Annotated in this window: 14 protein-coding genes; all 14 read left to right on the top strand. The window is 55.2% G+C overall.

Features of this window, described 5'->3' with window-relative positions:
* The first annotated feature begins 13 nt into the window (after positions 1-13).
* From tssC to U868_RS0103405, 14 genes are read left to right on the top strand one after another with little or no spacing between them, the layout of a single operon-like run.
* Positions 14-1,498 carry a type VI secretion system contractile sheath large subunit gene (tssC, locus tag U868_RS0103470; RefSeq protein ID WP_025152074.1) on the top strand — a complete coding sequence of 495 codons (1,485 nt, stop codon included), beginning with the start codon at positions 14-16 and terminating at the stop codon, positions 1,496-1,498.
* Positions 1,499-1,503: 5 nt separating this feature from the next.
* Positions 1,504-1,941: a type VI secretion system baseplate subunit TssE gene (gene tssE, locus U868_RS0103465; protein ID WP_025152073.1), complete on the top strand. Its 438-nt coding sequence runs from the start codon at positions 1,504-1,506 to the stop codon at positions 1,939-1,941.
* 4 nt (positions 1,942-1,945) lie between these two features.
* Entirely contained in the window at positions 1,946-3,727 is a 1,782-nt protein-coding gene (tssF, locus tag U868_RS0103460; protein ID WP_025152072.1) for a type VI secretion system baseplate subunit TssF, read from the top strand.
* Complete coding sequence (gene tssG, locus U868_RS0103455; RefSeq protein WP_025152071.1) at positions 3,691-4,716, top strand: type VI secretion system baseplate subunit TssG; 1,026 nt, start codon at positions 3,691-3,693, stop codon at positions 4,714-4,716. Before tssF ends, tssG begins: the two co-directional genes overlap by 37 nt.
* A 4-nt stretch (positions 4,717-4,720) precedes the next feature.
* The gene (gene tagH / locus U868_RS0103450) at positions 4,721-5,989 is read left to right on the top strand and encodes a type VI secretion system-associated FHA domain protein TagH (protein ID WP_025152070.1); all 1,269 of its coding nucleotides are present in this window, start codon (positions 4,721-4,723) and stop codon (positions 5,987-5,989) included.
* Positions 5,990-6,001: 12 nt separating this feature from the next.
* Positions 6,002-6,541, top strand: a complete 540-nt coding sequence (gene tssJ / locus U868_RS0103445; RefSeq protein ID WP_025152069.1) for a type VI secretion system lipoprotein TssJ — start codon at positions 6,002-6,004, stop codon at positions 6,539-6,541.
* Between the two features lies 1 nt (position 6,542).
* Complete coding sequence (tssK, locus tag U868_RS0103440; protein WP_025152068.1) at positions 6,543-7,895, top strand: type VI secretion system baseplate subunit TssK; 1,353 nt, start codon at positions 6,543-6,545, stop codon at positions 7,893-7,895.
* On the top strand, positions 7,892-8,686 hold the full coding sequence (icmH, locus tag U868_RS0103435; RefSeq protein ID WP_025152067.1) for a type IVB secretion system protein IcmH/DotU: 795 nt from the start codon (positions 7,892-7,894) through the stop codon (positions 8,684-8,686). The genes tssK and icmH overlap by 4 nt, the downstream gene beginning before the upstream one ends.
* Positions 8,686-11,340, top strand: a complete 2,655-nt coding sequence (gene tssH, locus U868_RS0103430) for a type VI secretion system ATPase TssH (RefSeq protein WP_025152066.1) — start codon at positions 8,686-8,688, stop codon at positions 11,338-11,340. Before icmH ends, tssH begins: the two co-directional genes overlap by 1 nt.
* On the top strand, positions 11,340-12,137 hold the full coding sequence (locus tag U868_RS0103425; RefSeq protein WP_025152065.1) for a hypothetical protein: 798 nt from the start codon (positions 11,340-11,342) through the stop codon (positions 12,135-12,137). The genes tssH and U868_RS0103425 overlap by 1 nt, the downstream gene beginning before the upstream one ends.
* Positions 12,134-12,781 carry a type VI secretion system-associated protein VasI gene (gene vasI / locus U868_RS0103420; protein WP_025152064.1) on the top strand — a complete coding sequence of 216 codons (648 nt, stop codon included), beginning with the start codon at positions 12,134-12,136 and terminating at the stop codon, positions 12,779-12,781. Before U868_RS0103425 ends, vasI begins: the two co-directional genes overlap by 4 nt.
* Positions 12,782-12,786: 5 nt before the next feature.
* Positions 12,787-14,241, top strand: coding sequence for a type VI secretion system protein TssA (gene tssA, locus U868_RS0103415; RefSeq protein ID WP_029990579.1), 1,455 nt, complete (start codon positions 12,787-12,789; stop codon positions 14,239-14,241).
* The gene (tssM, locus tag U868_RS0103410; protein WP_025152062.1) at positions 14,241-17,789 is read left to right on the top strand and encodes a type VI secretion system membrane subunit TssM; all 3,549 of its coding nucleotides are present in this window, start codon (positions 14,241-14,243) and stop codon (positions 17,787-17,789) included. The genes tssA and tssM overlap by 1 nt, the downstream gene beginning before the upstream one ends.
* 14 nt (positions 17,790-17,803) lie before the next feature.
* Positions 17,804-19,141: a VasL domain-containing protein gene (locus tag U868_RS0103405; protein ID WP_025152061.1), complete on the top strand. Its 1,338-nt coding sequence runs from the start codon at positions 17,804-17,806 to the stop codon at positions 19,139-19,141.
* The last annotated feature ends 3 nt before the right edge of the window (positions 19,142-19,144 follow it).

Here is a 19,144-nt window from a genome sequence, read left to right as displayed (position 1 = left end):
TGGGAATTGTGTTATGTCTACAGCAACAGAAAGTGTAAAACAGGAAGCAGGCCAAATCCCTGCCGGGACATCCCTGCTTGATGAAATTATGTCGCAGTCGCGGATGACCCCGGAAACCGAAGCCTACGATATTGCAAAACAGGGTGTGGCCGCCTTTATCAGTAATATTCTGGCCAGTGATTCAAAAGAAGAGCCGGTCAATAAGTTACTGATTGATAAGATGCTGGTCGAACTGGACAAAAAACTCAGCACCCAGATGGATGAAATTCTGCATAACCCGCAGTTTCAGGAAGTGGAGTCCTCCTGGCGTTCCCTGAAGTTACTCGTGGATCGCACTGATTTCCGTGAAAATATTAAAATTAATATTATTCATGCCACCAAATCCGAACTGCTGGAAGATTTCGAATTTTCACCGGAAATCGTCCAGTCCGGTTTCTATAAGCATGTCTATTCCGCCGGTTATGGTCAGTTTGGTGGTGAGCCGGTTGCCGCGATCGTCGGGAACTATGCTTTCAGCAATACCACACCGGATATGAAACTGCTTCAGTACGTCAGTGCTGTCGGTGCCATGGCTCATGCCCCGTTCCTGTCATCCGTTTCACCTGAGTTTTTCGGTGTGAGCAGCTATACCGAATTACCGGCGATTAAAGATCTGAAATCTGTTTTTGAAGGTCCGGCACACACCAAATGGCGTTCTCTGCGTGAAGCGGAAGATTCCCGTTATCTCGGTCTGACCGCGCCGCGTTTCCTGCTGCGTCTTCCTTACGACATGGTTGAAAACCCGATTAAAAACTTCAACTACCGTGAAAGTGTCAAGCAAGACCACGACCACTATCTGTGGGGTAACACCGCATTTCTGCTGGCAGCCGGGATCAACAACAGTTTCGCCAAATACCGCTGGTGTCCGAACATCATCGGGCCGCAGAGCGGGGGTGCCGTCAGCGATCTGCCGGTTCACTGCTTTGAGGCGCTGGGCGAACTGCAGACCAAAATCCCGACAGAAGTGCTTATCACTGACCGCCGTGAATTCGAACTGGCAGAAGAAGGCTTCATTACCCTGACTATGCGTAAGGGCAGTGATAACGCCGCATTCTTCTCCGCCAACTCGGTACAGAAACCAAAACATTACCCGAACACCCGTGAAGGTAAGATGGCAGAAACCAACTACAAACTGGGTACCCAGCTGCCATACATGTTCATTATCAACCGCCTGGCACACTATATCAAAGTGTTACAGCGCGAGCAGATCGGTGCATGGAAAGAGCGCCAGGATCTGGAGCGTGAGCTGAATATCTGGCTGAAGCAGTATATTGCCGATCAGGAAAACCCGCCGTCAGATGTCCGCAGTAAGCGCCCTCTGCGTTCCGCACAGATTCAGGTACTGGATGTCGAAGGGGATCCGGGCTGGTATCAGGTGGCTATCCAGGTGCGTCCGCACTTCAAATACATGGGTGCCAGTTTCGAACTGTCACTGGTTGGCCGTCTCGATAAGGAATAACCGTCATGGGGGCGTATTATCATCGTCAGTCTTCACAACCGGTACGCCTTTTTGAACGGATAAGAGGGAAGCACGCCGGTGCTTCCCGTCAGTCCCGTGCTGCCGCTCTGATTAATTCGGTCAAATCGCACCTGACACTGGTGCTGAATACCCGGCCGGACACCTGTCAGAGCAGCAGTGAACTGGGTGTGACGGATCTCAATGATGCCACCGCAACAGCGGTGGACTTCCGTGCCAGTCTGGAAACGTCCATCAGAGACTGCATTCTGCGCTATGAGCCGCGGATCAGTGATGTCGCGGTGGAAGGTGTCATTGATGAACATAACCCGCTGCTTCTGGAGTTCCGGATCACCGCACTGGTGTTACTGGAAAATCAGTCTCAGCTGATTGAATTTAATATGCAGATGGACAGTCACCGGCATTACAGACTGAAGCAGGCCTGACAAAATGCCACGTAATCCCCGTTTTTCTGATGAACTTGAATATCTGCAACTGCTGGAAGATACCGTTGCGCGCCACAAGCCGCATCTGGTTAATTTTCTGGCGGAGAAGAGCACTGACCCGGATGTGCTGCGCCTGCTGGAAGGATTCGCTTATCTGTCCGCCTCTCTGCGCAGTCAGATTGAACGCCAGTTTCCGGAATTATCAAACAGCCTGGTCACCATGCTGTGGCCCAGTTATGCCCGGCCGTTTCCGTCAATGACAGTGATGCAGTTCGTGCCGTCCTCTTCCCTGAGCCGGCCTGTTTCGGTACCGGCGGGAACACGGTTTGAGAGTCAGCCCGTCACACTGGATGAAAGTGATGCGGAGGAAGATATTCTGCATCAGATGACCTGCCATTTCACACAGAGCCGTGATCTGCGGGTGATGCCGTTTACCGTCTCCTCTGTCACCGCTGACAGACAGTCAGTCACGGTTTCGTTTTCACTGCCGCAACCAATCCGGTTAGCGGATGCCGGTCTGGCGGAGTTACAGATTTATCTCGGCGGGGATGATTACACCTCGCAGGAACTCTATTTTTTGCTGAATCACGCGGTATCCGGCGCAACACTGGCCACCGGAAAGCATACGTATCAGCCGGAAAACATGACCGTATCACCGGTCGGGTTCAGCCGTGAGGATGCACTGCTGCCCTACCCCAAAAATAGTTATGAAGGGCATCGCCTGCTGCAGGAATACTTCAGTTTCCCGCGTGCTTTTCTGTTTCTGAATATTGAGGGGCTTAATGATATTCCGGCGGTGATGTCCGGTGATCATTTTTCCCTGACCATTCACTTTTCCCGTCCGCTGCCGCCGGCTGCGGATATTAACAATGACAGTATCCGGATTAACTGTGTACCGGCGGCTAACCTGTTCCCGATGGAAAGTGAAGCCATTGAGCTGGACGGCAGACAAAGTGAGTACCCGCTCAGTCCGGGCTTTGCTCATCCCGGCAGCTACGATATTTTTTCTGTCACCCGGGTGGACGGACTGCGCCGCTGTGCCGGACAACCGGCAAAAATGACACATTACACGCAGTTTGAAAGTTTCCACCATCAGGAGCCGGTCAATAAAGGTGATGACGAGCTGTATTACCGCCTGCACACGCTGCCGTCACCGGATGACGGCGGGTTCCGCCACCGGATGTCTTTTGTCCGCAGTAATGAACCGGCACTGGTCGGTTGTGATGAAACCATTTCCGTTTCCCTGCTCTGCACCAACCGGGATGTGGCCGGTTACCTGCGGGCCGGTTCCGTTACCCGCAGCACGGCACCACTGCCGGATATTGCCGCAGTCAGCAATATCATGAAACCGACACAAACATTGCGGCCGTTGCTCGACCACTCGCTGCACTGGTCTGTGCTGACGAATATGTCGCTGAATTATCAGTCACTGCTGAGTCTGGATGCATTACGGCAACTGTTACAGCTTTATGATCTGACCTCTGTTTTCCACCAGCAGACGGCCCGTCAGACACAGAAATGCCTTGATGCCCTGGTGAGCATGACCACGCAGCCCGCTGAATACCTGTACCGGGGATTGCCGGTGCGCGGGCTGAAATCCACCTTATCTGTTCATCAGAGTGCGTTCTCATCCGAGGGCGGGCTCTATTTGTTTTGTTCCGTTATTGCTCATTTTTTCGGGCTCTATACCAGCGTGAATACCTTTCATGAGCTGGAAGTGATCAATATGGATAACCGGGAAGTGTATGTATGGCCGGCGAAAGTCAATCACACCGTTCTGCGCTGACATCCTCCGCCGGCGATGGTACTGCCGCCATGACGGAGTATGACTTTTATCAGCTGGCAGAGTTACTGATTAAATCCGTGACAGCGGCCGGAAAGTCCGCACAGGAGAGTATCCGTTTCTCGGCAAGTGCCGGCATCGCCTTTCCGACACGGGATGTAACCGATGTCACCCGCCGTGAGGACGGCAGCTATGATGTCAAAGTGGCGTTTCTGGGCCTGCACGGCAGCCAGTCTCCGCTGCCGGGCTATTACCTCGACAGCCTGGCGTGGGAAGAAGCCCAGCAGACCGAAAGCGTCACAGATTTTCTCAATCTGTTTAATCACCGCTTTGTCACACTGCTGCACCGGATCTGGCGGAAATACCGCTATTACATTTCGTTTGAGCCGGACGGACGTGATCCGTTTTCCCGCTACATGTTCACGCTGCTCGGGCTGGGCAGCGAAAGTAACCGCAGCCGGATCCGGATCAATCACAACAAAATGCTGGCCTATGCCGGATTACTGGCAAGCCCCGGGCGCTCAGCGGATGTGATATGCAGCCTGATTTCCCACTGTTTTGATCTGGACCATGTGGAGCTGTCAGGCTGGGAAAGCCGCCGGGTGCCGATTGCGGACGATCAGCAGAACCGGCTGGGTGAAATTCTGTACAGCGCAAGCCGGACCGCGCAGCCGCGTTCCCTGCTGGGTGAAAATTTCAGTCTCGGCTCCCGTATTGAAGACTGTAACGGAAAATGCACTATTGAAATCAGTGAATTACCACTGAGCCGTTACATGCGTTTCTTACCGAACGGCCCGGATTATCTGCCGCTGGTCGCCTTTGTGTCTTACATCATGCACGAGCAGCTGGCCTGGGATCTGCGGCTGCGGATGGCGGAAAAACAGGTCGGCGGGATGGTTCTCGGCGAAAACGATAACAATCAACTGGGCTGGCGGAGTTTTATCGGGCAACCGGAACTGAAGCCTTGTGTGACGATTTCAGTATTGGAATAACATCATGGATAAACCACAACTTAATTTTCATTTGGTGAACAGTAACCGGCTGGAAAGCGGCCGGGCTGCAACTGCGCAGTTTTCCTCTCAGGGCGGCACTATCGGCAGCAACGCCGACTGTACCTGGTCACTCCAGGACAGCCTCGGCAAAGTCGCCGGGGTTCAGTGCCGCATTGTCTGGCAGGATCAGACATTCTGCCTGAAAACCCTGACCGAGCAGGTCCGCCTCAATCAGACGGCGATCCCCCGCCACGCGGGTGCTGTCCGTCTGTCACAGGGCGATATCGTTGAGATCGGCGAACTGCAGTTTAAAACCCATCTTGCCATGACCGATGAACCTTACCGCGACCCGATGGCTGTGGCGCCCCAGGATATCGTGTCCGCCGGCAGTAATCCGCTGGATAACCTGATGGATACCCGCACCACACAGGATAACATCCTGCATCTGGGCGATGATACCGCGCCGGTTGTTTTGGGTTCACGCACCCGTGACCCGTTACAGGCACTGGAAAATGAAAGCCTGACCGGCGGCGGTGCGCAGATAAAAAACGACATCTCCGGTCTGCTGGCCGATAACTATCCGGCCTCATCCGCCGCTATGCCGCTCTCCGATAACAGAGGGAACACCATTGTGCAGGAATATATGGATCTGCCGACACTGTCCGCCACCGATCGCACTGATGATCTGCTGCCGCTCACCGATGCAGATCATATTGCGGTAAATCCGCTGATGCGCGGGCTGGAAGCGCATTTACCGATGCACAATTCCCGTCAGGCCAATGATTTTCTGACCGAGATCGGCCGGACACTCAAAGCCGCTATTGAAGGGCTTCTCGCACTGCAGAAAACCCAGGATAACCTGCGCGACAAACAATTGCGCCCGATCGAGGATAACCCGCTGCGTCTGAATGTGGATTACCGGGAAGCTCTGCACCTGCTGTTCGGTGATGAACGCAGCCCGGTACACCTGTCCCCGACAGCCGCCGTCAGCGAGAGCCTGGCCAATATGCAGCTTCATTATCAGGCCAATCTCGAAGCGATTTCCGTGGCACTGGATACCATGCTCGATGCCTTCTCACCGGAGCGGCTGCTGGCGCGTTTTTCCCGGTATCAGCGGGCGGGCGAAGAGAGCAGCGCAGATCCGGCATGGGCATGGCAGATGTATGTCAGCTACTACCGTGAGCTGAAATCCTGCCGCCAGCAGGGGTTTGAAAAACTCTTTTATGAAGTTTACACCCATGCCTATGACCGGGCATTACGTAAAAGTTTATAAGGGACATCCATCATGAGTGTGAAACTGCGATACGGATTGTTGCTGCTGATCCTGATATTAAGCGGATGCAGCAAATCCTGGGAAGCGACCAAAAAAGTCGGCAAGGTGCTGTGGGATCCGGATACGCCTGTGGGCAAAGCGAGCCAGCAACCTTCTGAAATTGCTATCACACTTCTGGCGGAACCCGATATCAACCCGAATCCGGATGGTGAGCCGTCTCCGGTGGAGATGCAGCTTGTCTATCTCAGCGAGGACTCCCGCTTTGAATCGATGGATTTCGATCAGCTGGATGAAAAACCGCTGCCGGATGTGCTCGGTAAAAACTATATCGATCACCAGGATTACACACTGACACCGGATCAGTACAAACCGCTGGCATTACTGCGGACCACCGGTGAAAACCGCTATCTGGGTGTGATCGTCCGTTACTCGGATCCCAATGTTACCGAATGGAAAAAAATCATCAAATTAAACGGAATCGGACGGCAGTATTACCTGCTGGTTCATGTCAGGGCAAATGAAGTGGAATTGCGCAAAGAGGAAGAAGAATAATATGTCGATGAAAAACCGGGTTATCTGGCGCGAAGGTCTGTTTATCAAGCCCCAGCATTTCCAGCAGCAGCAGCGCCACCAGGATTATGTGACAGAGAGCCTGCTTTCTGCATTCTTCGGTCATCATGCCGGGTTTACCTCGCTGGTAATCAACGAAGATATTCTGCGGCTGGGCCGGATCGGCATTTCAGAGGCAACCGGTGTGATGCCGGACGGCACCCTGTTCTCCATGCCATCGCAGGATGAACTGCCGCCGCCGATTGATATCGCACCGATCAATGATACCGGCAACAACATTATCTATCTTGCCCTGCCGCTGCACAGTGCCACTGTCAATGAAATTGCGGCCGGGCATAACAACCACCTGACGGCGCGCTATAAAGAGTTCAGCCTGGATGTCCGTGATCTGCACACCGAAAGCGGTGATGTCAGTATGCTGAATGTGGCAAAACTCAGCCCGGTCCTGAAACAGGGTGCAACAGAGCTGAATGCCTATGTGTCTGTGCCTGTCTGCCGTATCAGTGAACAGACAGCAGACGGCGGGCTGATCCTCGACGATACCTTTATTCCGTCCTGCCTGAATATTCGTTTATCGCCATCACTGACAGGATTTCTCGATGAACTGAGCGGCACACTGGCCGAGCGCGCCCGGCAACTGGCCGGACGGATCGGTTCACCGGGGCAGCAGGGTATCGCCGATGTGGCGGAATTTATGATGTTACAGCTTCTCAACCGTGCATCCCCGCGTTTTGCGCACTTTGCTGCCCAGGATGTGCTGCATCCGGAGCCGTTATTCTGCGAACTGCGCTCATTGTGCGGTGAACTGCATACCTTTACCGATCAGTCACGGCTGGCAGGGCAACTGCCGAAATATAACCATCAGGCTCTGGCGGAGTGCTATCCGCCGCTGATGCGGGCACTGCGCCTGGCACTGAGTGTGGTACTGACACCACGTGCTATTGCGATTCACCTTCAGGAACAGGAACACGGCATCCGTGTGGCGACAATCCAGGATCCGCAACTGTTGCAGCAGGCCGAGTTTATCGTGGCGATCCGCGCTCAGATGCCGCAGGAACAGCTGCGCCGCCAGTTCACCCAGCAGACCAAAGTCACCTCCATCAACCGCATCCGCGATCTGGTCAGTGTCCAGCTGCCGGGGGTATCACTGATTTCCCTGTCTGCCGCTCCGCGCCAGCTGCCGTATCATGCGGGTTACACCTATTTCCGGCTGGATCGCCAGGGTACTGCCTGGCAGGAAATTCAGCAGAGCGGCTCTGTCGCCTTCCACGTTGCCGGTAATTTCCCGGAGCTGGATATTCAGTTCTGGGCCATCCGTAACGGGGGCGATTTATGACCGATGATTTACTGACCGGCAGCCTGTATGAGGATACCTCTGAGGATGCACAGTATCTGCGCCAGCGGAGGCATAAGCAGTACCGGATCCCGCTGCGCGGTGAAAATATTAACCCGATGATTGATGCGGCCACCCCGCTGCTCGGTATGGTTATGCGGATGCATACGATGTCCGGTTCGCCGCTGCCGGACAAGCTTTATCAGCAGGTGGTGACAGATATTCAGGCTATCGAGCAGCAGCTGCAGTCTCAGGGCTATGAACCGGGCGCGATTGTCTCGTTTCGCTACGTGCTTTGCACCTTTATTGATGAAACCGCGCTGGGCCTCGGCTGGAATGCGGATAACGGCTGGGTGAAAAAATCCCTGCTGGTGCATTTCCACAATGAATCCTGGGGCGGCGAAAAAGTGTTCATTCTGATCGAGCGCCTGCTCGGTGAGCCGAAACGCTATCTGGATCTGATTGAATTTATCTGGCTGTGTCTGTGCCTCGGTTACCGGGGCCGTTATAAAGTCACCCAGGGCCATAACGATGAATTCAACCGTCTGCTGCGCCGCCTGCAAAAACAGATCCGCCAGCTGCGTCCCGAACAGGGCGCTGTTGTGCTGTATGAAAATACCACCGCGGATCCCCACCGCTACCGGCTGGGAAAACGTCTGCGGCTCAAATATATCTTTATCGCCGGCGTACTGGTGGCCGCCGGTATTTACGGCCTGTATCTGTCACAGCTCAATAATCAGACACACCATATTTTGGAACAACTTACTCCGTTACTGAGTCAGGGTATACACTGATGATAAATATCGATCTTTCTACACTCGTTAACCGCCTCGATCCTGTGGCAAAACATGCACTGGAAAATGCTGCCGCCCGCAGCGTCAGTGAACAGCAGCCGGAAATCACTGCCGCGCTGTTTTTAGGCTGCCTGCTGGAAACTCCGTTAACCGATGTGCGGGTAATCTGCCAGCGCGCCGGTATTGATCACAGCGAGCTGGCGGACATGACCGCAGCGCTGATCCCGCCGCATCAGGCACTGACCCAGGGGTATCCGGGGTTTTCCCCGCTGCTGACTGAGCTGCTGAAAGACAGCTGGCTGGTCGCTTCCGCCGAATATCAGCATACCACGCTGCGCTCCGGTATTATCCTGCTGGTGCTGCTGCAGATGCCGCAGCGTTACCTGCCGCAGCAGGCCTGCACACTGCTCAGTAACATAAACCGTGAACAATTAAAGCAGCAGTTTGATGAGTGGACAGCGGGTTCGGCAGAAAGCCAGTCCGGTGATTTCAGCACTCAGCCTGCGGGCAGTAATACCCCGGCGGCTGACAGCCTGCTCGCCCGTTTCACTCAGAATATGTCAGAGCTGGCACGGCAGAATAAGCTGGATCCGGTTCTGTGCCGTGATAACGAAATCGACCTGATGATCGATATCCTCTGCCGCCGCCGCAAAAATAACCCGGTGGTTGTCGGTGGGCCCGGTGTCGGGAAAAGCGCACTGATTGAAGGCCTGGCACTGCGTATTGAGGCTGGTGAGGTACCGGAAAAACTGCGCCGCTGTCAGCTGCATGTGCTGGATCTGGGCGCTATCCAGGCCGGTGCCGCCGTCAAAGGGGAATTTGAAAAACGGTTCAAAGGGCTGATTCAGGAAGTCACCGGTTCCGCCACCCCGATCATTCTGTTTATTGATGAGGCGCATACCCTGATCGGTGCCGGTAACCAGCAGGGCGGCACCGATGTCGCCAACCTCCTCAAGCCGGCGCTGGCACGGGGGGAGCTCTGCACTATCGCGGCAACCACCTGGAGTGAATACAAAAAGTATTTTGAGAAAGATGCGGCACTGGCGCGGCGCTTCCAGTTAGTTCAGGTCAAAGAACCGACGGCGGCGGAAGCGGTGATTATCATGCGCGGCCTGCGCACAGCCTATGAGTCCGCCCATCAGGTCTTTATTGATGATGATGCGCTGCGTGCCTCAGCTGAGCTGAGTGACCGCTATCTGTCCGGTCGTCAGTTACCGGATAAAGCCATTGATGTGCTGGATACGGCCTGTGCGCGGACCGCGATTAATCTGACGTCTCCGCCGAAACAGATTTCCGCCCTGAAAACACAGTTACACCAGATCAGTACGGAGCGGGATGTGCTGGCGCGCGAAGCCCTGCTCGGACTGGTGGATCACACTGACCGTCTGGCCGCGCTGCAACAGCAGTCTGAACAATTACAGCAGTCACTGGATCAGTTACAGACTGACTGGCAGGCACAGCAGGCATTAGTCCGCGATATCATCCGCCTGCGGGCGAAACTGCTTGGCAGCGCAGAACAACACGCAGAGACAAATGATACAGCGGCAGAGACCGGTGAAACCGCTGAACCGGAAACCACAGAAAGCATCCGCGAACAGTTACAGACACTGAATGCAGAACTGGAAACCCGCCAGAAGCTCTCCTCCCTGGTGTCCCCGCATGTCGGCAAAAAACAGATTGCTGAAGTGATCGCCGAATGGACCGGTGTTCCGCTCAACCGTCTGTCACAGGATGCCCTTGCCGTGGTCACCGGATTACCGGCTTATCTTGGGGAATCCATCAAAGGTCAGGATCTGGCGATTGCACATCTGCATAAACACCTGCTGACCGCCCGTGCCGACCTGCGGCGTCCCGGCCGTCCGCTGGGGGCTTTCCTGCTGGCCGGGCCGAGCGGTGTGGGAAAAACCGAAACGGTATTGCAGATAGCGCAGCTGATGTTCGGCGGCACACAATATCTCACTACCATCAACATGTCCGAGTTCCAGGAAAAACACACAATTTCCCGCCTGATCGGTTCCCCGCCGGGGTATGTCGGTTACGGCGAAGGCGGTGTGCTGACGGAAGCCATCCGCCGCAAGCCTTACTCCGTTGTGTTGCTGGATGAAGTGGAAAAAGCCCATCCGGATGTGCTGAATCTCTTTTATCAGGCTTTTGACAAAGGGGAAGTGGCTGACGGCGAAGGCCGGGTGATTGACTGCAAAAATATCGCCTTTTTCCTGACCTCAAACCTGGGTGACAGCACGATTGTCGCTTATGAAAACCGCCCTGATGAACTGCTGGATGCGCTGTATCCGGAACTGACCACGTTCTTCAGACCGGCACTGCTTGCCAGGATGGAAGTGATCCCGTATCTGCCGCTCAATGACGAAACGCTGACACGGATCATCCGCTCCAAACTCAGCCAGCTGGAAGCGCGTCTGGTACAGCGTTTCGGCGCACAGGTCACTATCAGTGATGCCGTTTATAACGCCATTATTCAGCGCGCAAACCGGGCTGAAAACGGTGCCCGTATTCTGGAATCTGTCATCGACGGTCACTTACTGCCACCGCTTTCCCTGCTGCTGCTCAAACACACGGCAGCCGGAAAAACCATCCGCCATATCACGCTGTCAGCCACTGATGACAAATTCACCGCTGAGGTGGATGCGGAATAATGAAGAACCGACTGAAAAATGCGCTGTCACTGATGGACTGCCCGACAACCGAATCACTGATAACGCAGTTTCTGCCGCACTGTTTTTTCCGCAGCTCCCTGAGCGCACTGGCTGTGGTGGTACTCAGCCCGCGGGATAACCGGCTGCTCAGTTACTCGGTCGATTATTCACAACCACAGGTCACCGCCGGTCTGCTGGACACCGATGCGTCTGATATCAGTCAGCCGCTGGTACAGGTAACCTTTAACCGGACACCGCTCTGCTGGACAAACCTGTCACAGGGCAGCCATCTCGAGGAAAGCAGTCTGAAAACGTTTATCCGAGGATTACCGGCAAACAGCGGTATCCACGGATTTCCGTTCTGCGATCACGAAGGCAAACCCGCCGGGGCTATCTGCCGTCTCGGTACCGGTCTGACCCGCAAAGAACACGAACGGGGCATGACGGCGATCTACTACCGGATTTTTTGTCATCACTTCAGCTCGCTGACCCGCCGGATGCAGATCCGGACACAGAATCAGCAACTGCGCGGGCTGCTTCAGCTGGCTCAGGAGAAGGAGCGCAGGCTGGAAACGATGATGACACAAACCATGGTGACCCCCGCACTGCCACCGTCATCCGATCCGGATATGTCCGGTATCAGAGACCTTACCTCCGCTCTCGACCGGTATGAATCCGGCATTCTGAACTACCGGATGCAGGCGGATAACCACGACCTGAATGAAACCGCAGTGAACCTGAATATCTCCAAACGTGCCCTGGTGTACAAATTAAAAAAATACGGATACATGTCATGACCAAAAGGATGCTTCAGAGCGTGACCGCCCTGCTGATACTGACACCGCTGTGGAGCCCGGCACAACCGGTTCCCGTACTTTCCGGTGATATATCAGCACGGCTGGACACCTGCCGTAAAGAGTCGTCACCGCTGGTACGGCTGGACTGCTATGACAACATCGGCAGGGACAACGCCGTGCCGCAGACGGCCCCGGCGGCGAAAGGCGAGATCCGGCGCCGGGCGGCAGACAATGAAGAGAAACGGACAGAACATACCGTGACCTTCATCACCACCCAGCCCCGTGAAGGTACCTGGCCTGTGGTCATGACCGCACCGGCGATCGGCACACAACCGCCCCGCCCGATCCTGATGCTCAGCTGCATCGATAACATTACACGGATGCAGCTGGTCATGAACGCCCCGGTGACAGTACATGCTGTCCGTTTATCCACCCCGGAAACCTCATTCAGCAGTGACTGGTTTATCCGCGAGAGCGGTTATGTGCTGGAATCCAGCCGGGGTCTGGCCGGGATCGGTGAAATCAAACGCATTATGACCGGCGGCTCACTGACCATCACGCCGGAAAACGGGGAACCGGTGACTTTTGATCTGTCTCAGCTGACAGAAAGTATCAAACCTTTACGCGCGGCCTGCCGCTGGTGAATAGCATGATAGCAACACGTTTTAACTGGTCTGAACAACTGCTCGCCCCGCTTGATCCCGGGCAGATAAGCAGTATGGTCAGTGACAGCAACCCGGACTGGGAATATATCGACGGTGAAATGATTAAATTCGGCTCCCTGACGCATGCCTCTCTGGATATTGAGGCCATTCAGTCACGGATCCTCACTCTGCTGTCTGCCACCACAAAAGATCTCCGCCTGGTGGTACACCTGCTGCGCACCCTGCAGCATGCCGGAAATGCAGAGGAAATCACGCTGGGCGCGCAACTGTTTTCCCTGTTCTGCCGTCAGTTCTGGCACGACTGTTATCCTGACAATATCAGACTGAAAGTCCGTCTGACACAACAGGTTTTACAGCGTTTTGAGCTGGCACAGGATAATTTTACCCGTCAGGCCACCGCTGCACAGCGGGATAATGTCCTCGGGGATTTTGCCGGGCTGGCGCAGTTCTGGAGTGAAAGCCACCAGGTCCTGTCACAAAAACTGGATGATCTGAGCCGGGGTTACCGCCGCATTGAGAACAGCGCACCGGAAACTGTCACGCCCTCCGTCCGTCCGGCGGCAGACACCGCCGCAACCACAGCGCCTGCAGATCCTGCACCGCGTAGTCTGCCTGCCGCCGAAACCGGAACGGATGCCGGTTTTCCGGTCGCTGACCTTGACAGCGGAAATGACCGTACCCGCAAATCGGCTCTGCTGAATGCCGCAGATGCCCTTTGCCGCAGCGCCCCGGAAAATGCCATCGGCTATCAGCTGCGCCGTTATGCTGTCTGGCACACTATTCAGTCAGTACCGTCCGCCGATGCCACCGGAAAAACCCCGCTGGCAGCCGTTGCTGCCGATCGGGTTACCGCCTACCGCAAACAGCTGACACAGGCTGATCCGGTATTACTGGCTGATATTGAACAAAGTCTCAGCCTCGCGCCTTACTGGCTGGACGGTCATTATCTGGCCGCACAGGCCGCGCAGCAGCTGGGACTGGATACCGTTGCACAAGCCATTCGCCGCTGTGTATCGGAGTTTGTCGCCCGTCTGCCGCAGCTGACCACCCTGAGTTTCTCCGATAAAACCCCGTACGCCGGTGCAGACACACTGGCCTGGCTGACCGCAGCGGATTCCGCCGGGACAACCGGGGCCAGCAGCGCCGGGGCAGACACGGATGAGATCACCCGCTGCTATCAGGAAAACGGTCTGGATGCGGCGCTGCAAAAGATTGACGCCGCCATAAACCGAGCTGAACAGCTGCGTGACCGCGTCTGCCTGCAACTTCTGGCAGCATCACTGTTTGAGCAGTCAGGCATGACAGGACTTGCTCAGGCTCAGTATCAGCAACTGCATGACATCGTATCACGCAGCACAGTAACGCAGTGGGAGCCCGCTTTACTGCAACAGCTTACCGGAAAACTTCCGGAGTCCGATTTCAGAAGGAATAACGTTTAATGAAAAAACCATCCTTATCATCCGCGGATGCACAGGGTCTGATCAGAAAATGGTTTAAAGCCGATAAACCCAGACTTAAATCGGCATGGGCTGTTTTTCTGGCCATCATTCCGGCGCTGATCCTTATCTGGATTTGGATCTGGGGAGCGGATTTCAGCTTCCGTGATGACTATCCGCTGCGCCCGGTCAGCGCCCGCTGGCTGGCAACATTCGGGCTGTTCCTGATTGTTATCGGCTGGGTGGGATACACCGCCCGGCGGCGTGTCCGCGAACTGGAAAAACTGAAGCTGGATGTTGAACTGACCGTTTCAGACCCGGTCCGCAAAGATCTTGAATTTCAGAACCGCTATCTCAGCCGCTGGCTCAGCGAACTGCGCCGCCACCTCGGCGACAGTCGTCATTCGCTCTATCAGCGCCCGTGGTATCTGGTGCTCGGCGCGGAAAACAGCGGCAAACATACCCTGTTTTCCGCTAATCTCGGCCTGCTGGATCTGGTCCCGCAGGACAGAATCGTCTCAGAAGACGGTATCGCCCTGCATGTCCGCTGCTCACTGACAGATAAAGCTGTGCTGCTGATGCCGCGCGGGCATCTGATCACGCAACCGCATGATGACAGTGAAAAACCGCAGCTGTATCACCGCCTGTGGAACAGCCTGCTCGGGCGCATGGCACAGGAGCGTACCCGCCAGCCGCTGAACGGTATCATTCTGACCATCGACACCGCCCGGCTGATGACCGAAGACAAAGAAGCCGGCAGCCGTTATTTTGCCGATATTCATATGCGGTTGCAGGATATCCGCCTTGCCTTTAACACCCGTCCCCCGGTGTATATCGTGCTGACCAAACTGGATCTGTTACAGGGTTTCAGTGCCATGTTCCAGTCACTGGATGTGGCAGAACAGGAATCCGTTCTCGGCGTCACATTTACCCGGGACGATCAGCACAACTGGATCAGTGAACTCACCACCTTCTGGGAGAAATGGATCAGTCAGCTCAACGCCGCTCTGCCGGAAATGATGCTGAACCGGGTCGATGACAGCCAGCGCAGCGAGCTGTTCAGCTTTATCCGCCAGATGGTCGGGCTGCAGAACCGGGTGACAGAACTGACAGAACAACTTATCGGCAGCAATGATGACGATATCCCGCTGATCCGCGGTATTTATCTGACATCTTCCGCCCAGCGCGGTCAGATCGACGATATCTTCACTCAGAGCGCCGCCATGCAGTACAACCTGCCGCCCGCGCCGACACATACCTGGCCGGTCAGTGAAAGCCAGCCCTGGTTTACCGGTCAGCTGTTCCGTGATGTGCTGTTCTCAGAACCGAATCTGGCGGCAGAAAACCGTTTCTGGTTACGCCGCCATCACCACAACGTCTTTTTTGCCTCGCTGGCAACGGCGGCAGGGATTATTGCCCTCTGGGTCGGCTGGCATCATTATTATGACCAGAACTACCTGGCAGGTAAAAACGTGCTCTCCGAAGTCAGCGCATTCAGCAGTGTGACGGCGGATAACCAGCAGGACACCACCGGCGTGCGTCAGTTGCCTATCCTCAATCCGCTGTCGGAAGCAACGCTGGCTTACGGCAATTACCGCGAGAAAAACGGTATCCTGACCGATCTTGGTCTGTATCAGGGGAAAAAAGTCGGCCCGTATGTGGAAAAAAGTTATCTGCAACTGCTGATCGAACGTTTTCTGCCGGCCATCATGGCCGGATTACAGCAGGATCTGGCCCGTGCGCCGGAAAACAGCGAGGAAAAACTCACTATTCTGCGTGTCATGCGCATGCTGGAAGACAAAAGCGGCCGTAATAATGCGATTGTCAAAGATTACCTGCGCAAACGCTGGAGCCGTGAATTCACCGGGCAAAACGAAATTCAGTCACAGCTGATGGCGCACCTGGATTATGCCCTTGAGCATACCGACTGGGCAGCAGACCGCGAGCGCGGAGATACGTTAGCCGGTCAGGCCTTCCTGCCGTTTGCCCCGGCTATCCGTAACGCCCAGAAAGAGCTGAGCCGCCTTTCGCTCTATCAGCGGGTGTATCAGACACTGCGCCTGAAGGGCCTCAATGAGCTGTCGTCACCACTGGATCTGCGCCATATGATCGGGCCGAGTTTCAGCCATGTTTTCGTCTCACTGGATGATGAAAAACTGGAAGTGCCGCAGTTCCTGACCCGCAACGGACTGATCAATTACTTTATCCGGCAGAATGAGGCACTGGTGGATCTGACCGCACTGGATGCCTGGGTACTGAATCTGTCACAGGATGTCCGTTACAGCGAAAGCGACCGCCAGGAAATTCAGCATCAGATCAGCGAACAGTACCTCGGTGATTATGCCGCAAACTGGCGGGCAGCGATGAGCAACCTGGAAGTCCGTGAGTTTGAAACCATTCAGGATGAAATCAGTGCACTGGAGCAAATTATCAGCGGTGAACAGCCGTTACGCCGTGCCCTGCAAATCCTGCGGGATAACACCAGTCTGCCTGCCGTGGACAACAACCTGACAGAAAAAGAAAAACAGGCCCTTATGACCCGGGGTGAGTACCGGTTACTCGGACGGATCAGCCGCGAATTTTCGCCGCAGACAGAAATACTGGTCAGTAACAACGGCGAAAACCTGCAAAACGTCAACCAGAAACTGAATGATCTGCACCGTTACCTGCTCAGTATCGCAAATGCGCCGGTGCCGGGCAAAGCCGCACTGAAAGCCGTTTTTCTGCGTCTGGAAGAAAATAACCGCGATGCCATTTTTGAAGTCAGCCAGATGGCGAAAACCATGCCGGAACCTCTCGGCCGCTGGATTGGTGAACTGGCTGATCAGGCGTGGATTGTGGTGCAGAAAGAGGCGATCCGTTATCTCGAAGTGGAATGGAATGAATCCGTGGTCAAACAGTACAACAGCTACATTGCCGGCCGTTATCCGTTTGATCCGCAATCAAACCGCGATGTGCCGCTGAGTGAATTTGAGCGCTTCTTCAAACCGGGCGGGACACTGGATGCTTTCTGGCAGCAGAATCTGCGGCCGTTTGCTGAGAACAACCTGCTGGTGAATGAGGACGGGCAGTCACTGATCCGCCCGGATGTGCTGGAACAGATTGAAACAGCCAACCGCATCCGTAATACCTTCTTTACCCCGCAGGGTAACCTTGAAACTCAGTTTGCCATTGAACCGGTTCAGTTGTCCGGAAACAAACGGCGCAGTGTGCTGAATCTTGACGGACAAATTCTCGATTATGCGCACGGACGCAGCAACACCGTTCATATGATCTGGCCTAACTCCATGCGTTCCGGCGGAGAAAGTAAGCTGACCCTGGTTTCCGGCTCCACCGGCAAATCACCACGTGCGATTGTCCGTAATGGCCCGTGGGCACTCATCCGGCTGATTCAGTCCGGTAAACTGACCAATGTGAACGCCGACAGTTTCGATGTCCGCTTTACGGTAGATGACGGGGAAATGACCTACCGCATCTCTGTTGATGAGTCGGATAATCCATTCTCCGGCAATCTGTTTTCCCGTTTCAGCCTGCCTGAAACCCTGTATTAATGACGGAGAAAAATATGGACGGCATTGTTATCCGGACAGGCACTTCCCCGCTGGATTTACCGGCATTCGCGGAAATCCGGGAAGAAATAAATAAACTCAGTCACCCGTCCCAGCCGGAAGTCAGCTGGTCGCGGGTGGAGGCCAAATCCCTGGAACTGTTCAGACAAAACGGCGTGGATTTGCAGACGGCGGTTTACTACACCCTTGCCCGTCTGCACCGCGGCGGTCTGGCGGGGCTGACGGAAGGCTGTGAGCTGATTGCCATGATGATGGTTCATGACTGGGATGCGGTATGGCCGCCGCAAATCAATCACCGTATTGAGATTCTTAACTGGTTTATCACACGGGCCATGGCAACCGTACGCCGTCTCGCCTTCCGCCGTGATGACCTGCGCCTGCTCTACCGGGCAGAGCGGGCGTTACAGCTGATCACCGGACGGCTGTCGCAGGCACCGTCCGGCAAAATGCCGATCACGGATAATCTGCAGTTTTACTTCCGTAATGCCGCCAAAGAACTTGAGCAACTCTCACCGGCGGCAGGCGGTGAAGTGCCGCCGGTAACCGTCGCTCCGCTGATCTATATCGCGGAAGAGAGCCCGGCAGGCTCCGGAAGCCATGCGGCGTCTGACGGCAATTCCGGTCACAGCACCGTCCGTTTTGTGCAGATGGTGCCGGAACCGCCGCCACCCCGCAAAACCTTTCCGTTTGCCGGATTTGCGGCGGGTCTGGTCACCGGACTGATTCTGATCGCCGTGTTGTTCTTCACTGTCTACAAACCGGTGAAAGATGAACTGGACAGCTTCGCCGCACAGCCCGGCAGTGCGCCGGTTCTGTGGTTTGCCAACCCGCAGCTGGCGACTTACGGACAGTTTCTGGCCGATGCGGAACAACAATCTCCGGTTGCCCCGCTGCTGCTGACCGAAAAGATGACCGACATTGCCCGTCAGCGCTGGCCGAACGACCCGGATCAGGCGTATGCCACCCGCCGCTGGCAGGACATTCTGCAGATGCGGATTGCTGATGCGGAACCCACGGACAGCTGGTATCTCACCAATGAACGGTTACAGGCACTGTCCGACACCATTGTTGAACGGGAAAAAAAACGCGGCAGTTTTACCCTGTCGTATCTGAAAACGGAAATCTACAACATCCGGCAGGCTCATTCAAAAACAGTCCCGGCAGAAGAATATCTGCGGGCCTTGTCTGACGACATCCGCAACGGCCGTCCGGTTTCAGCCGCACAGCTGCACCGGATTAACCAGCAGCTTAACGGCCTGATTGCGCTTTATGCGGATTTACAAAAACAGGCGGAACAGGCGGGTCTGAAACCCGGCAGCGGCAAACAGGAATAAGGA

This window comes from Morganella morganii H1r (assembly GCF_000633515.1).
GTDB classification, from domain to species: domain Bacteria; phylum Pseudomonadota; class Gammaproteobacteria; order Enterobacterales; family Enterobacteriaceae; genus Morganella; species Morganella morganii_B.
Note: the sequence above shows the minus strand (reverse complement) of the source record. Positions and strands in the feature narration are given on the sequence as shown.

Coding starts and splice junctions, on each gene's coding strand:
- tssC (WP_025152074.1), top strand. CDS start 14: ATGTCTACAGCAACAGAAAGTGTAAAACAGGAAGCAGGCCAAATCCCT.
- tssE (WP_025152073.1), top strand. CDS start 1,504: ATGGGGGCGTATTATCATCGTCAGTCTTCACAACCGGTACGCCTTTTT.
- tssF (WP_025152072.1), top strand. CDS start 1,946: ATGCCACGTAATCCCCGTTTTTCTGATGAACTTGAATATCTGCAACTG.
- tssG (WP_025152071.1), top strand. CDS start 3,691: ATGGCCGGCGAAAGTCAATCACACCGTTCTGCGCTGACATCCTCCGCC.
- tagH (WP_025152070.1), top strand. CDS start 4,721: ATGGATAAACCACAACTTAATTTTCATTTGGTGAACAGTAACCGGCTG.
- tssJ (WP_025152069.1), top strand. CDS start 6,002: ATGAGTGTGAAACTGCGATACGGATTGTTGCTGCTGATCCTGATATTA.
- tssK (WP_025152068.1), top strand. CDS start 6,543: ATGTCGATGAAAAACCGGGTTATCTGGCGCGAAGGTCTGTTTATCAAG.
- icmH (WP_025152067.1), top strand. CDS start 7,892: ATGACCGATGATTTACTGACCGGCAGCCTGTATGAGGATACCTCTGAG.
- tssH (WP_025152066.1), top strand. CDS start 8,686: ATGATAAATATCGATCTTTCTACACTCGTTAACCGCCTCGATCCTGTG.
- U868_RS0103425 (WP_025152065.1), top strand. CDS start 11,340: ATGAAGAACCGACTGAAAAATGCGCTGTCACTGATGGACTGCCCGACA.
- vasI (WP_025152064.1), top strand. CDS start 12,134: ATGACCAAAAGGATGCTTCAGAGCGTGACCGCCCTGCTGATACTGACA.
- tssA (WP_029990579.1), top strand. CDS start 12,787: ATGATAGCAACACGTTTTAACTGGTCTGAACAACTGCTCGCCCCGCTT.
- tssM (WP_025152062.1), top strand. CDS start 14,241: ATGAAAAAACCATCCTTATCATCCGCGGATGCACAGGGTCTGATCAGA.
- U868_RS0103405 (WP_025152061.1), top strand. CDS start 17,804: ATGGACGGCATTGTTATCCGGACAGGCACTTCCCCGCTGGATTTACCG.